The sequence below is a fragment of the Brachybacterium sp. sponge genome (assembly GCF_001613775.1).
GTDB lineage: Bacteria > Actinomycetota > Actinomycetes > Actinomycetales > Dermabacteraceae > Brachybacterium > Brachybacterium conglomeratum.
The window spans coordinates 1,278,724-1,292,335 of record NZ_LRMP01000001.1 but is presented as its reverse complement, the minus strand read 5'-3'; the positions used below and the strand labels follow the sequence as shown (position 1 = coordinate 1,292,335).

At 73.3% G+C, this 13,612-nt stretch carries 10 protein-coding genes; 8 read left to right on the top strand and 2 right to left on the bottom strand.

The window, feature by feature from the left end; genetic code table 11:
• Nucleotides 1–44 precede the first annotated feature (44 nt).
• From A4A78_RS05625 to A4A78_RS05610, 4 genes are all read left to right on the top strand, one after another.
• The gene (locus A4A78_RS05625; protein WP_062947371.1) at nucleotides 45–2,141 is read left to right on the top strand and encodes a DUF6541 family protein; all 2,097 of its coding nucleotides are present in this window, start codon (nucleotides 45–47) and stop codon (nucleotides 2,139–2,141) included.
• Nucleotides 2,138–3,457 carry a M18 family aminopeptidase gene (locus A4A78_RS05620; RefSeq protein WP_062947370.1) on the top strand — a complete coding sequence of 440 codons (1,320 nt, stop codon included), beginning with the start codon at nucleotides 2,138–2,140 and terminating at the stop codon, nucleotides 3,455–3,457. Before A4A78_RS05625 ends, A4A78_RS05620 begins: the two co-directional genes overlap by 4 nt.
• Before the next feature lie 75 nt (nucleotides 3,458–3,532).
• Nucleotides 3,533–5,662, top strand: coding sequence for an acyltransferase family protein (locus A4A78_RS05615; protein WP_062947369.1), 2,130 nt, complete (start codon nucleotides 3,533–3,535; stop codon nucleotides 5,660–5,662).
• Nucleotides 5,659–7,731 carry an acyltransferase family protein gene (locus A4A78_RS05610; RefSeq protein ID WP_231880850.1) on the top strand — a complete coding sequence of 691 codons (2,073 nt, stop codon included), beginning with the start codon at nucleotides 5,659–5,661 and terminating at the stop codon, nucleotides 7,729–7,731. The genes A4A78_RS05615 and A4A78_RS05610 overlap by 4 nt, the downstream gene beginning before the upstream one ends.
• 24 nt (nucleotides 7,732–7,755) lie before the next feature.
• Here A4A78_RS05610 and A4A78_RS05605 read toward each other — a convergent pair whose 3' ends face one another.
• Complete coding sequence (locus A4A78_RS05605) at nucleotides 7,756–8,022, bottom strand: hypothetical protein (RefSeq protein ID WP_062947367.1); 267 nt, start codon at nucleotides 8,020–8,022, stop codon at nucleotides 7,756–7,758.
• Nucleotides 8,023–8,113: 91 nt separating this feature from the next.
• Here A4A78_RS05605 and A4A78_RS05600 point away from each other — a divergent pair, with 91 nt between their 5' ends.
• Entirely contained in the window at nucleotides 8,114–8,518 is a 405-nt protein-coding gene (locus A4A78_RS05600; RefSeq protein ID WP_062947366.1) for a hypothetical protein, read from the top strand.
• 43 nt (nucleotides 8,519–8,561) lie between these two features.
• On the opposite strand, the gene A4A78_RS05595 is transcribed toward A4A78_RS05600, so the two are convergent.
• Nucleotides 8,562–10,037: a glutamyl-tRNA reductase gene (locus A4A78_RS05595; protein WP_062947365.1), complete on the bottom strand. Its 1,476-nt coding sequence runs from the start codon at nucleotides 10,035–10,037 to the stop codon at nucleotides 8,562–8,564.
• A gap of 300 nt (nucleotides 10,038–10,337) precedes the next feature.
• On the opposite strand from A4A78_RS05595, the gene hemE reads away from it, so the two are divergent.
• The 3 genes from hemE to hemQ are packed head-to-tail and all read left to right on the top strand — an operon-like array spanning nucleotide 10,338 to nucleotide 13,605.
• Nucleotides 10,338–11,396 (top strand): uroporphyrinogen decarboxylase, encoded by a 1,059-nt coding sequence (hemE, locus tag A4A78_RS05590; RefSeq protein ID WP_062947364.1) that lies wholly within the window; start codon nucleotides 10,338–10,340, stop codon nucleotides 11,394–11,396.
• Nucleotides 11,393–12,883: a protoporphyrinogen oxidase gene (gene hemG / locus A4A78_RS05585; protein WP_062947363.1), complete on the top strand. Its 1,491-nt coding sequence runs from the start codon at nucleotides 11,393–11,395 to the stop codon at nucleotides 12,881–12,883. The genes hemE and hemG overlap by 4 nt, the downstream gene beginning before the upstream one ends.
• Nucleotides 12,880–13,605, top strand: a complete 726-nt coding sequence (hemQ, locus tag A4A78_RS05580) for a hydrogen peroxide-dependent heme synthase (RefSeq protein ID WP_062947362.1) — start codon at nucleotides 12,880–12,882, stop codon at nucleotides 13,603–13,605. The genes hemG and hemQ overlap by 4 nt, the downstream gene beginning before the upstream one ends.
• The last annotated feature ends 7 nt before the right edge of the window (nucleotides 13,606–13,612 follow it).

The following is a 13,612-nucleotide window of genomic DNA, read 5'->3' as shown; positions in this document are numbered from 1 at the left end:
CACGGGGCGCCCACGCCCCGCCGATGGACTGCAGGAGGCCGTGCGTGGACGTTCTGAGAGTGCTCGCCGTGCTGGTCGCGGCACTCTTCGTGCTCGGCGCGCCCGGACTGCCGACGGTCCTGGCGCTGCGGCTGCGGCCGCTGACGGCCCTCGCCGTGGTGACCCCGGTCTCGGCCGTGCTGATCGCCGCGTCCGCGGAGCTCGGCCACCTCCTCTCGATCCCGTGGACGGTGCTCTCCCCGCTCGTGCTCGGCCTGGTCCTGGGCGGTCTGCTGTGGTCGGCCGGCATCGGCCGACGCCGCTCGCGGCACACCCACCGTGCCGGCGCCCCGGAGCCCGTCGCGCAGGACGCCGATGCGGCGCACGACGCCGCGGGCGCCACTTCCCCCTCGCCCACGGCCACCGCGACGACCACCGTCACAGGCGTGCCCGGGACCGTCCTCGGCCGCGCCCTCGCGACCCGCCGCGGCCGCGCCGCCACGATCCTGCTCGGCCTCGCGATCGGCGGCGGCTACATCCTGCTGCGAGCGCTGGACATGATGGGGGGTCTGTTCCGGGTCAACCAGACCTACGACAACGTCTTCCATCTCAATGCCGTGCGGCACATCCTCCGCCACGGCGACAGTTCCGCCTGGACCGTGGGCGGGATGACCGCGCTGCCAGGCAATGAGTCGTACTATCCCGCGCTCTGGCATCAGACCGTGAGCCTCGTGGTCCAACTCTCCGGGCAGGAGATCATCCTCGCCTCGAACGTCGTGATGCTGCTGCTGGGCGCCCTCGTGTGGCCGCTCACGCTGATGGCGCTGGTGCGCACCGGCACCTCCGCAGGACCGGCCGGATGGATGGCCGCAGGTGCCCTGGCGGGCGTGACCGCGGCCTTCCCTATGTCGATGATGTCCTGGGGAATCCTCCTGCCCTATCTGTTCTCGCTGACGATGATGCCTCTGGTGCTGATGCTGATCGTGCACCTGGTCGGCCTCGCTCCCGCTGGGGAACAGCGTCTGGGGGGCCGCCAGCTCGTGATGCTGCTGCCCGCCGTGTGCGGAGCTGTGGCACTCGCCCACCCCCAGGGCGTGTTCGTCGCGCTGGTGATCTGCGTCCCGGTACTTGGCTGGGCGACGTTCGCCGCGGCCGGCGACCTCTTGCGCCGACGCCACCGGGATGGGCGGCGCCTGGTGGCTCTCGGTGCGTTGACCACCGTGGCCGTGGTGGTCGCACTGGATGGCTGGCACCGCTTCCGGCCTCCCCTGAGCTCAGCGGTGTGGGAGCCGAACGCGACGCTGCTGCAGGCCCTCGGACAGACAGTCTCCCTCGCGCCGAACGCGACTCCCCCCTGGCTGCCTCTCGGGGTCGTGGTCGTCGTCCTCACGATCGCGGTGCTGATCGGATCGCGCTCGCGCTGGCTCGTCATCGTGTTCGTCGCCGCCGGGGCCATGTCGGTCGCCACCCGCGCGACCCCCGTCGGTGACCTGCGCTACCTGCTCACCGGCAACTGGTACAGCGACAACAACCGCATCACGGTGATGCTCGCGACCGCCGCCGTCCCGCTGCTCGCCGTCGGCCTGGACGTGCTGCTGCGATGGGCCGCGCGGTTGCTGCCCGTCCTGCGCGGCAGCGCCGGCGCCGTCCTCGCCGTCGCGCTCTGCCTCGCGATCATCGCGGTGGGCTACTTCTCCACCAGCACCGAGGTGTCCAGGACCTACCTCGAGCGCGAGTGGCGAAGCGACGACCTGCTCAGCGACGACGAGCGCGCGCTGCTGCTGATGTTGCCGGAGGTGGTCCCCGAGGACGCCGTCATCGCGACCAACGCCTGGAACGGCAGCTCTCTGGCCTACGCGATATCGGACCGCCAGGTGCTGAACATCTACATGGGGTTCCAGGCGGAGCCCGAGGTGCACCTGCTCAACGCCGAACTCGACGACGCGGCGACGAACCCCGAGGTGTGCGACGCCGCCGACGAGCTCCACGTCGATTACGCGCTCGACTTCGGTCCGAAGGAGCTGCACGGGAGGTCCGCGACCTACACCGGGCTCAACGAGATCTCCGAGACCGGCGCCGCCGAGGTGGTGCTGCAGGTGGGCGACGCGAAGCTGCTGCGCATGCTCCCCTGCCGCGGCACCGATGGTTCAATGAACGGGTGACCCCCTTCTCCGCCGCGTCCCCCTCCCCCCGCGCCCGCGCCGCCGCGCTCGACCTCGGCGCCTTCGTCACCGCCTCCCCCTCGAGCTTCCACGCCGCCCGCGAGGCGGCCCGACGCCTGGCCGCGGCGGGCTTCACCGAGCTGGTGGAGACCGCGCCCTGGACCGCAGGCGACGTCGCCGGCGACCGCTTCGTGCTCCGCGACGGCTCGCTCATCGCCTGGTCCGCCCCCGAGGGCGCGGACGCGGCCACCCCCTTCCGGATCGTTGGCTCCCACACCGACTCCCCCGCCCTGAAGGTCAAGCCCGATCCCCGCTTCGGCGCCGAGGGGCTCAGCCAGGTGGGCGTCGAGATCTACGGCGGACCGCTGCTGAACTCCTGGCTGGACCGCGAGCTGCGCCTGGCCGGCCGGCTCGCCCTGGCCGACGGGTCGACGGTCCTCGTGGACACCCCGGGGCTGCTGCGCATCCCGCAGCTCGCCGTGCACCTGGACCGGGGCTTGAACAAGGACGGCCTGACCCTGGACCCGCAGCGGCACATGCAGCCGGTCCTCGGCTTCGCGGGCCTGGACGTGCTGGAGATCCTCGCCCATCACGCCGGGGTGTCCCGCGCCGAGATCGTCGGTCTCGACGTCGTCACCGTCGATGCGCAGGCCCCGGCGCTCTTCGGCGCCGACGAGGAGTTCCTCGCCTCGGGCCGGCTCGACAACCTCTCCTCCGTGCACGCCGAGGTGGAGGCGCTCACGACCGTTGCCGGCGCCGCCCGCACGGGGACCGCGGAGGGCCCCGCCCCGATCGCGATGATGGTCGCCAACGACCACGAGGAGGTCGGCTCGGCCACCCGCTCCGGCGCCGCCGGCCCCTTCCTCGAGGACGTGCTGGTGCGCGTCCACGCCGCGCTCGGCGGCGACGAAGCGAGCCGCCGCCAGGTCCTCGCCTCCTCCCTCGTGCTCTCCGCGGACGCCGGCCACGCCGCGCACCCGAACTACCCCGAGCGACACGACCCCGTGACCAGGCCGCGCCTCGGCGAGGGCCCGATGCTCAAGATCAACGCCCAGCAGCGCTATGCGACCGACGCCGTCGGCATCGCCGCCTTCGTCGCCGCCTGCGAGCGGGCCGGGGTGCCGCACCAGCACTTCGTCTCCCACAACGCCATGCCCTGCGGCTCCACGATCGGGCCGATCACCGCAACCCGCCTGGGCATGACCACGATCGACGTGGGCATCACCCTGCTGTCCATGCACTCCGCCCGCGAGATGTGCGCGACCGCGGACCCGCTGCTGCTGCAGCAGGCCTGCGCCTCCTTCCTGCGGGGCTGACGCCCCGCACGACGGCGCCCCGCGCATCCCCTCTCCCTCTCCCGTCCCTCCCCGAGATCCTCCGAGTCCCCCTCCATGCCTTCGCAGCCCTCCTCCACCGCCCGCGCCGGGACCGCCGCAGCCGGCGCCCCTTCCGCCGGCGGGACCACGCCCGCCGGTCGCTTCCGACCCGAGCTGCACGGCCTGCGCGGCCTGGCGACCGGCCTGGTCGTGCTCTACCACGTCTGGTTCGACCGGGTCTCCGGCGGCGTGGACGTGTTCCTGTTCATCTCCGCGTTCCTGCTGGTGGGGACGTTCCTGCGCAAAGCCGATGCGGGCCGGGCGATGCGTCCGCCGGCCTACTGGGCCCGCACCTTCAAGCGGCTGCTGCCGCCGACGGCCGTGGTCGCGCTCGCGACCCTCGCCGGGGTGTACCTCGTGCTTCCCGCGGACCGCTGGATGACTGCGCTCACCGATGCGATCGGCTCGGTGCTGCACGTGGAGAACTGGGTGCTGGTCCAGCGGGGCGTGGACTACTACGCGGCGGAGGAGACCGGCGCCTCGGCCTTCCAGCACTTCTGGTCGCTGTCCATCCAGGGGCAGGTGTTCCTGGCGTGGCCGCTGCTGATCGCGGGCGGCGTGCTGCTGGCGCGGTGGCGCGGCTGGTCCGTGCGCGGCGTGCTCGCCGTCGTCTTCGCGCTCGTGCTGGTGGCGTCCTTCGCCTGGTCGGTGCACTCCACCGCGGTCCAGCAGGAGATCGCCTACTTCGACACCTTCGCCCGGCTGTGGGAGTTCGCGGCCGGGTCCCTGCTGGGCCTGGCCCTCCCGGTCTGGGAGGAGCGCCGCGCCCGCACCGGCCGGCGCCGCCGTCCCCGTCCCCGCGCCGCCCTGGTCCCGGTGGTGATGGGCTGGGCGGGCATCGTCGGGCTCGTCTCCTGCGGCCTGCTGGTCGATGTGCAGGGCGCCTTCCCGGGCTGGATCGCGGCCTGGCCGCTCGCGGCCGCGGCGGTGGTGCTGTGCGCCGGCACCACCGGGCATCCCCTCGGCGTGGACCGTCTGCTCTCGACCCCTCCCGGCCGGGTGCTCGGCGACATCTCCTACGGCCTGTACCTGGTGCACTGGCCGCTGCTGACCCTCTACCTCGCATGGGCCGGCAAGGAGCGCGCCGGCCTGCTCGACGGGCTGGTGCTGATCCTGCTCTCGCTGGTCCTCGCCTGGCTGCTCACGAAGGTCGTCGACACCCCGGTCCGGCGCTGGCGCTGGGCGGGCGCGAAGGCGCGACGCGGCGGCCTCGTGGTCCTCACCTGCCTCGTCCTCGCGCTCGCCCCGATGATCGGCGCGCAGCAGCACCTGCTGGGCGAGCAGCGCGAGGCGGAGGCCCGCGCCGTGGCCGACAACCCCGGCGCCCGCGTGCTGGACCCCGACTTCACCGTCCACCCCGACGCGGACCCGTCGGCCGAGCCGCTGCCCACCGCGGCGACGCTCGGGAAGGACTGGGTCGCCGGGGAGCAGCGCTGCACGGGTGATCTCGCCCCCCAGGGCATCGAGACCACCCGTCTGGAAGAGCTGTGCCGTGTCGTGCCGGGGGACGAGGGCGCCCCCGTCCTCGTCAGCGTCGGCAACTCCCGCCTGGAGCAGTTCAGCGCCTCCCTCATCGAAGTGGCGAGGCAGGAGGGGTGGACCCTCGTCACGTTGTGGAAGGGAGGCTGTGCGTACACGCCCGATGCCGAGACCGGGATCGAGGCCTGCGACGGTTTCAGCGCCGAGGCGAAGTCGTACCTCGACCGGGTCTCCCCGGACGCGGTCGCGCTGAACACCTCCTTCATGAATCGCGACGGCACCGAGACGATCACTCCGGGGATGGAGCGGACGGTTCCGCACCTGGTGGACGGCGGAGCACGGGTGATCGCGGTGCGCGACCTGCCCCGCATGCCCTTCGACCCGCCGGTGTGCACCCGGGAGAAGGGGTTCGACGATCCCGACTGCGCCCCGCCGCTCGCCGAGCCGCTGACACTCGAGCGCCCCGACGCCGAGCTGCTCGCGCAGCATCCGGGGGAGGTCACGGCGCTCGAGGTCAACGATCTCATCTGCCCCGAGGAGATCTGCACCCCGCTGATCGGGAACGTCGTGGTGTATCTCGACGACGACCATCTCACCGGCACCTATGCCGAGTCGATGCAGGACGAGGTCGCGGTACGGCTGCGTGACGGAGGTTTCCAGTGGTGAGCGCCGCGGTCGAGCGTCACAATGCCATCCCCCGTTCCACAGCCTACGCATCAGGTCACCGCGCTGAGCTGCACGGCCTGCGCGGCCTCGCCATCGGTCTGGTCGTGCTCTACCACGTCTTCCTCGACCGGGTCTCGGGAGGCGTGGACGTGTTTCTGTTCCTCTCGGCCTACTTCCTCACCGGCAGCTTCGTGCGGAGGATGGAGGACGGGCGCCCTCTCGCGCCCGTGGCCTACTGGGCCCGCACCTTCAAGCGACTCCTGCCGCCTGCGGTAGTCGTGATCCTCGGCACGCTCGCGGCAGTGAAGCTTTTCCTCCCTCCGAGCACCTGGATGCCGTCCCTCCAGGACGCGGTCGCCTCGCTCCTGCAGGTCCAGAACTGGCAGCTGATCGTCCGGGGCACCGACTACGAGGCCGCAGCAACGCTGACCACCTCGCCGATGCAGCAGTTCTGGTCGATGTCGATCCAGGGTCAGGTGTTCCTGCTCTGGCCGCTGCTGTTCGTGCTCTGCGCGGCTCTCGCCCACGTGGCCGGTGTCGCCCCGCGTCGAATGCTCCTCGTGCTGATGAGCACGATCACGCTGGCGAGCTTCGCCTGGTCGATGGTCTCCACCGCGACCCAGCAGCCGATCGCCTATTTCGACACGACTGCTCGCATGTGGGAATTCGCGGCGGGATCGCTGCTCGCCCTCTGGCCCGCCGCGACGTCCCCGGGCCCGGGCCGGGCATCGTTCCCCCGGGTCCTGCTGGGTTGGACGGGGCTGGCGGTGCTGATCGGGACCGGCATCCTGCTGGACGCCCGCTCGCTGTTCCCAGGATGGGTCGCGCTGATCCCGCTGCTCGGGGCGACCGGCGTGTTCCTGTCTGGTTCAACGGGCTCCCGCTGGGGTGCGGATCGCCTGCTCACATCCAGGCCCTTCACCCTGCTGGGAGACATCAGCTATTCGCTCTACCTGATCCACTGGCCGATCCTCACCGTGACGCTGCTGGCGACAGGCCGCGAGAGCGCGGGGCCTCTGCTCGGCGCTCTGATCATCGCGTCGTCGCTCGTGCTCGCACGACTTCTCACGCGATGGATCGACGCCCCCGTGCGCCACTGGCGCTGGGCGAACGCCGCGCCGATGCGTTCCTGGGCAGTCGTCGCGCTTGCCCTCATGATGGGGCTCGGCCCTTCCCTCGGAGCCCAGGTCGTGCTCGAACGGGCGGAGCAGGAGGCGCAGCGCCGCGCCGTCGCGGACAATCCCGGGGCGCGTGTGCTCGACAGCGACTTCGTGCCCCACCCCGATGCGGATCCGAATGCGGCTCCCCTGCCGACCGAGGAGTCGCTGCGCGGGGACTGGGGCATGCTCGATGGCCCTTGCGAGGGGAACCTCGAGCCCCAGGTCGACTCGGTCGCTGAGGGCTGCCAGAGCACCGACGCCCCGGAGAACGCGAAGGTGATCGTGGCAGTAGGGAACTCACGCATGCGACAGTCGGCGATGTCGCTGATCGAACCGGCCGAGCGGAAAGGGTGGCGGCTCGTACTGATCCATCGCAACAGCTGTCAGTTCATGCCCGGGGTCATGACGTACAAGGGCCAGGAGTGCTTCGACCACAACCTCGCGGTCATGGACTATCTCCGCGAGCTGCAGCCCGATGCGGTCGCGATGAATACGACCGTGTACCGAGGGGTCGGCCCCGAGACCCCGAGCCCCGTGCTCGACGAGACGGTACCGGAGCTCGTCGACGCAGGCATTCCCGTGATCGCCCTGCGCACGCCCCCTCGCGCGGCGGAGGACCCGGTCTCGTGCCTCGAGGCGGGAGGGAACGAGATGGACTGTACGACGCCTCTGGACCCCGAGCACATGCCCCAGGTGCGACCCGACGCAGAGCGGCTCGCCGCGCTCGCCGCACAGGGCCCGGTGCACCAGGTCGACCTGCTGCCGGTTCTGTGCCCAGAGCACGAGTGCCGTCCCAGGATCGGGAACGTCACCGTGTTCATGGACAAGGACCACAACACGGCGACCTACCTGCGGTCGACTGGCGGTGAGGTCGCGCGGCAGCTCGGGGGTTCCGGCTTCCGCTGGTGACGGGCGCCGACGACGGGCGAGGCCTCAGCCCCGGCGGACGATCTCCTCGACCGCGTCCCTCGCGGCGCGCGCCCGGACGGTCGCCTCGTGCTCCTCGCCGTGCTCGCGCCGCGCGTCCTTGAGCAGCTCGTCGGCCTGGTAGTAGGCGTCCTCGAGCTGGCCCGTCTCGGCGGTGGCCTCGGCGAGCTCGGCACGCAGCGTGATCGCCTCGGGCGTCGTGGACTCGCCCTCCTCGAGCAGCGTGAGAAGGCGTCGGGTGGTGTCGCGGACGCGCTCGGCCGGGGTGCTCATTCGGGTCTCCTCGTGCTGGTGATCGACACCTGATCCTACGGTCCCCCGCCCGGCGCGGCGGCCCACGTCCCGGCAGTAGGCTGGGCGCGAGATGGAGATCAACCCCTACGACTCGCGTCTGCGCATGCTGCAGCAGATCGACACCGTCGCGATGCAGCGCGAGGCGGCTCCCGACGAGGAGACCGCCGGGTGTCCGGGGTGCCCGTTCTTCTGGACCTGCCCGGTGCCGCACCGCGGCGAGGAGGTCCGCGTCCCGCAGGAGCCGGCGGCGGCCGAGGTCGAGGAGCTGCTGCCGGGCCGTCGCCCCTTCGTGCCCCGGGACGAGTCCGACGTCGGCTGGACCGACGTGTGGGTCGACGAGGACGGCCTGCGGATCGACCCCGAGGAGCTCGAGCAGCCGGAGCCGGTGCAGGAGCCGTCCGTGGAGCCCGCGCCGCCGCAGGAGGAGCCCGCGCCCGAGCGCCGTCGCCGCTGGTGGAGGCGCTCCCGGCGCTGACCGGCGGATCGCGGCTCCGGCTGCGGTCCAGACCCCGGGAGGCTCAGTCCTCGGCGTCGTGCCCGGCCGGGCAGCCCCTGCCGCGCAGGGTCCGCCGGGCGAGCTCCGCGCCGGTGGGCCGGCCGTCGACGGCGAGGGCGGCCGCTCCCGCCAGGCCCGCGAGGTCGGCGGGGCCGGGCGGGACCGTGCGGTCCACGCGCATCCAGCCGGCCGGCACGGGCTCGGCGGCGCCGGGCGCCGCCGGCACCGTCGGGTCCTCGGCGCCCTGTGCGGCGGAGATGTCGATCCCGAAGATCGTGTGGAAGGCGGAGACGTACTCGTCGGCGAAGCCGGTCTCGGCCAGGTGCCGGGCCCGCTCGGCGGGCTGGTGCATGACCCTGGCGAGGATGCGGCGCACCGAGCGCTCGAGCTGGTCGGCGGTCTCCCCGGAGACGTCGCGGCGCAGGCGGTCGATCTCCCCGTCGGCCGCGTCGAACACCTCGCGGCGCAGGGCGGCCATCGCCGGGTCGATGCGGCGCACCTCCTGCTGCTGGCGGAAGGCCTCGACGTTCTCGGCGATGATGCCGCGGGCGGTCACCAGCGCCGGGTCCTCGCCGTCCGGGTCCTCCCGGCGCAGGTCCTCCAGCCCCAGCACGGTGATGCCCTTGAGGTGGCGCACGAGGGGGTGGAGGTCGGAGTGCAGCGCGAGGTCGAGCACGACGGTGCGGCCCGCGTTCAGGAACAGCTCGGGGAACAGCGAGGTGCCGCGGCCGGAGGCGGCCAGCACCAGGTCGGCCTCGCGCAGCGCCCGCTCGAGACCCTCGGCCTCGACGGCCTCCGCGCCGTGGCGCTCGGCGAAGCCCGCCGCCCGCCCGGACGGCGAGAAGACCTGCATCCGGGAGACGCCGCGGCGGGCCAGCTCCGACAGCCCCAGCCGGGCGTAGGCGCCGGTGCCGACGATCAGCACGCTGCGGCCCTCGAAGCCGCCGAGCTGCATCCCGGCGCGGTCCAGCGCGACGGAGGCGCCGGAGCGACCCGCGGCGCCGACGGGGGCCTGGGTGGCGACGCTCTTGGCGCAGCGGAAGCCGTGCTGGAAGAGGTCGTGGAGCATCGAGGTGGTGCGACCGGCGCGGCGCGCGGCCTCGTAGGCCTGCTTCACCTGGTGGGAGATCTCGGCCTCGCCCATCACGATCGACCGCAGCCCCGAGGTGACCTCGAACAGGTGCTGCGGGACGGGGGCGTCCATCGCGGCGTCGAAGCAGAGGGAGACCACCTCGCGGTCCAGGCCGCTGGTGCGGGAGACCGCGTCGATCACGAGCTCGACGCCCTCGTGGAAGCGCTCGGTGTCGAGGTAGACCTCGAGCCGGTTGCAGGTGCTGAGCACCACCGCTCCGGAGACGACGGGCGGGGCACCGACGGCCTCGGCGCGCTCGGCCTGCAGCTTCTCGAGCGCCTCGGGAAGGGACTCCGCACCCCGGGTCAGGGCGTCGAGCATCTCGAGGTCGAGATGCTCGTGGGAGGCACGGAGAGCAGCGAGCATGATCCTCAGTCTAGGCACGTCCGCCCGTCGCTCCACCCCCCGGAGGACCTGTCTGGCGACGCCGCGCGCGAACGTGTGCACAATGGGGGCGTCATGAACCAGAACCCCATGTCAGAGCCCCTTTTTGCCGACGGTGCGTCAGATCGATCGCGACACCTGTCAGCATCTGGGAACGCCGCAGGCCCCGGGCTCGCCACCACTGCCGCACCCCGTGCCGAGACCTCTTCCGCGCACCCCCTCACGGGCCCCGGATCGCTCCCCGAGGAGCATCCCGCGCGCCGCTGCGCCGTCGACGGCGGCGTGGCCGACGCCTCACTGCTGCAGGAGCTGCGCGGCGTGAGGAGTGACACACCGAGCGTGTGGTTCATGCGTCAGGCCGGGCGCTCGCTGCCCGAGTACCGGGCGCTGCGGGAGGGGACCACGATGCTCGACTCCTGCGTCCGCCCCGACATGGCCGCGGAGATCACGCTCCAGCCCGTGCGCCGCCACGGCGTGGACGCCGGGATCTTCTTCTCGGACATCGTCGTCCCCGCACGCCTCGCCGGCCTCGGCGTCGAGATCCGCTCGGGCGTCGGCCCGGTCTTCGACCATCCCGTGCGCACCGAGGCCGACATCGAGGCGCTGCCCCCGCTCGGCGACGACTACGAGGAGGCGCTCGCCCCGATCCGCGAGGCGGTGCGCCTGACCGTGGCGGAGCTCGGCACCACGCCCCTGATCGGCTTCGCCGGCGCCCCCTTCACCGTCGCGAGCTACATGGTCGAGGGCGGCCCCAGCCGTGACCACCTGCGCACCCGCGCGCTGATGCGCTCGCGCCCGGACCTGTGGGAGCGCCTGGCGACCTGGGTCGCGGAGCTGTCGGGCCGCTTCCTGCGGGCCCAGGTCCTCGCGGGCGCCTCCGCGGTGCAGCTGTTCGACTCCTGGGTGGGCGCGCTCGGGCAGGAGCAGTACCTCGAGCACGTCCAGGCCCATTCCGCGGCCGCGCTCGCCCACGTCGCGGACCTGCCGGTGCCGCGGATCCACTTCGGAGTCGGGGCCGCGCACCTGCTGCTGCCGATGCTCGGCGCCGGCGCGACCGCGATGGGCGTGGACCACCGCCTGCGCCTGGACCGAGCGCTGGAGGTCCTCCCCGCCGGCACCCCGGTGCAGGGGAACATCGACCCCGCGGTCCTGTTCACCTCGGAGCAGGCTCGCTTCGCGGAGGCGCGCGGCGTGCTCGAGGCGGGCGCCGCGGCGGCCGGGCACGTGGTGAACCTCGGCCACGGGGTCCCGCCGGACACGGACCCGCAGGTCCTCACCGACCTGGTCGCCTTCCTCCACTCCCAGCGCGTCGCGCGCACCGCGGAGGCGCCCGAGGCATGAGCGCCCGGATCCTCGTCGTCGGCGGCGGCCTCGCGGGGCTGCTCGCCGCCCGACGCCACCAGCGCGCGGGGCACCGCGTGGTGCTGCTCGAGGCCGAGGACCGCCTCGGCGGCGCGGTCGCGGAGCTCGCCCTCCCGGGCGCCGGCGACCTCGCCCTGAACGCCGGTGCCGAGGCGTACTCGACCGCCTCCGGAGCGGTCGACGCGCTGGTCGCGCAGCTCGGGCTCGCAGATCGGGTCGTCTCCCCGCGCGAGGGGCTCGGCAGCCGGATCGTCTCCGCCGCCGGGGTGCACCGCGCCCCGGCCGGCGCCCTGCTCGGGGTGCCCGGCCGACCGCTCGCCGCCGACGTCCGCGCGGTGCTCGGCTGGCCGGGGGCGCTGCGCGCGGCGCTCGAGCCCCTGCTGCCCGCCCGCGTCGGCGCACGGCCCGGGGCGACCGTCGCCGAGACGGTCGGACGCCGGATGGGCCGACGGGTGCTCGAGCGGCTCGTCGCCCCGATCGTCGGCGGGGTGCATTCCGCCGATCCGGCCGAGCTCGAGCTCGCCGCCGCCTCCCCGCAGCTCGCGACGGGCCTGGCCGAGCACGGCTCGCTGGTGCGGACCGTGCGCCGCCTGCGCGGCGGGGGACGACGGGGCGACGCCGGCCGCACGGCCGGCGCGAGCGCCGGGACCCGTGTGCACGCCCTCGCCCCGACCATGGCGGCCCTTCCCGCGGCGCTGCGCGAGGAGCTGCTCGCCGCGGGCGGGATCGTGCGCACCGGCGTGGAGGTCACGGGCCTGGACCGCGAGGGCGAGCCGTGGCGGGTCGACACCGCCCGCGGTGAGCAGCTCGAGGCCGACCGCCTCGTGCTCGCCTGCCCTCCTGACACCGCCCGCTCCCTGCTCGCCGGGGCCGCGCCGGAGATCGCCGAGGCGATCCCGGAGACGCCGTCGGCCGCGGTGCGGCTGGTCGCCCTGGTGCTGGACGCCCCCGCCCTGGACTCACATCCCTCGGGGACCGGTGCACTGGTCGCGCCGGGCACCCCGGGGATCCGCGCGAAGGCCCTCACCCATGCGAGCGCCAAGTGGGAGCACGTCGAGCGCGCGCTGCGCGAGGCCCTCCCGTCGGCCGCCTCCCCGCACCTGGTGCGCCTCTCCTACGGCCGTCCCGGCGAACAGCTGCCGGAGCGGGAGGAGATCGTCGACCTCGCCCTCGCCGACGCCTCCGCGATCCTCCGCACCCCACTCACCCGCTCCCAGCTCGCGGACTGGGCCGTGATCGACTGGGACCGGGCGATGCGCCGGCCCCGGCCCGGCCACCGCGCCGCCCTCGACGCGCTCGCGAGGCTGCTCGAGGCGCGGGACGACCTCGAGCTCGTCGGCTCCTGGCGGGCCGGCACCGGCCTCGACGCGATCGTCCGCGCCGACGACGCCCGCGCCGCCGCCGCGCAGGCCCCGCAGACCACCCCGATCTCTCCCACCGCTCCCACGGAAGGAACCCCACGATGAACGACGCCGCCGCCTCGACCCCCGAGGAGATCGCGCAGACCACCCGGTACACGAGCTACACCGTGTTCCGCCGCCTCTCCGGCCTGACCGAGGACGGCGAGCTCACCACCGCCCAGGTCGCCGAGGCGCTCACCCAGACGGTCCCGCTGATCGAGTCTGCCAGCAATGGAGGAGTCGAGATCCTCGGCTTCTACGACGTCTCCGGCTTCCGCGCCGAGGACGACCTGATGCTGTGGCTCGCCGCCGAGGACCCCGAGGCGCTGCAGCGCGGCCTGCGCGAGTTCGAGCGCTCCCTGGCCGGCACCTGGCTGCACCGCGAGTGGGCGTCGGTGGGCGTGCACCGCATGGCCGAGTTCGCCAAGGGCCACGTCCCCTCGTTCATGGTCCCGGGCTTCGAGCGGAAGCAGTGGATCACCGTGTACCCCTTCGTGCGCAGCTACGAGTGGTACCTGCTGCCCGACGAGGAGCGCAACCGCATGCTGCGCGAGCACGGCCTGCTGGGCCGCGACTACCCCCAGGTCAACGCCAACACCGTCGCCGCCTTCGCGCTCGGCGACTACGAGTGGCTGCTCTCCTTCGAGGCCGACGATCTGCACGACCTCGTCGACATGATGCGCCACCTGCGCTACTCCGATGCGCGCCTGCACGTGCGCGACGAACTCCCCTTCCACACCGGCCGCCGCCTCGAGGACCTCGAGGACGTCGCCGCGCTCCTGGCCTGATCCCGGA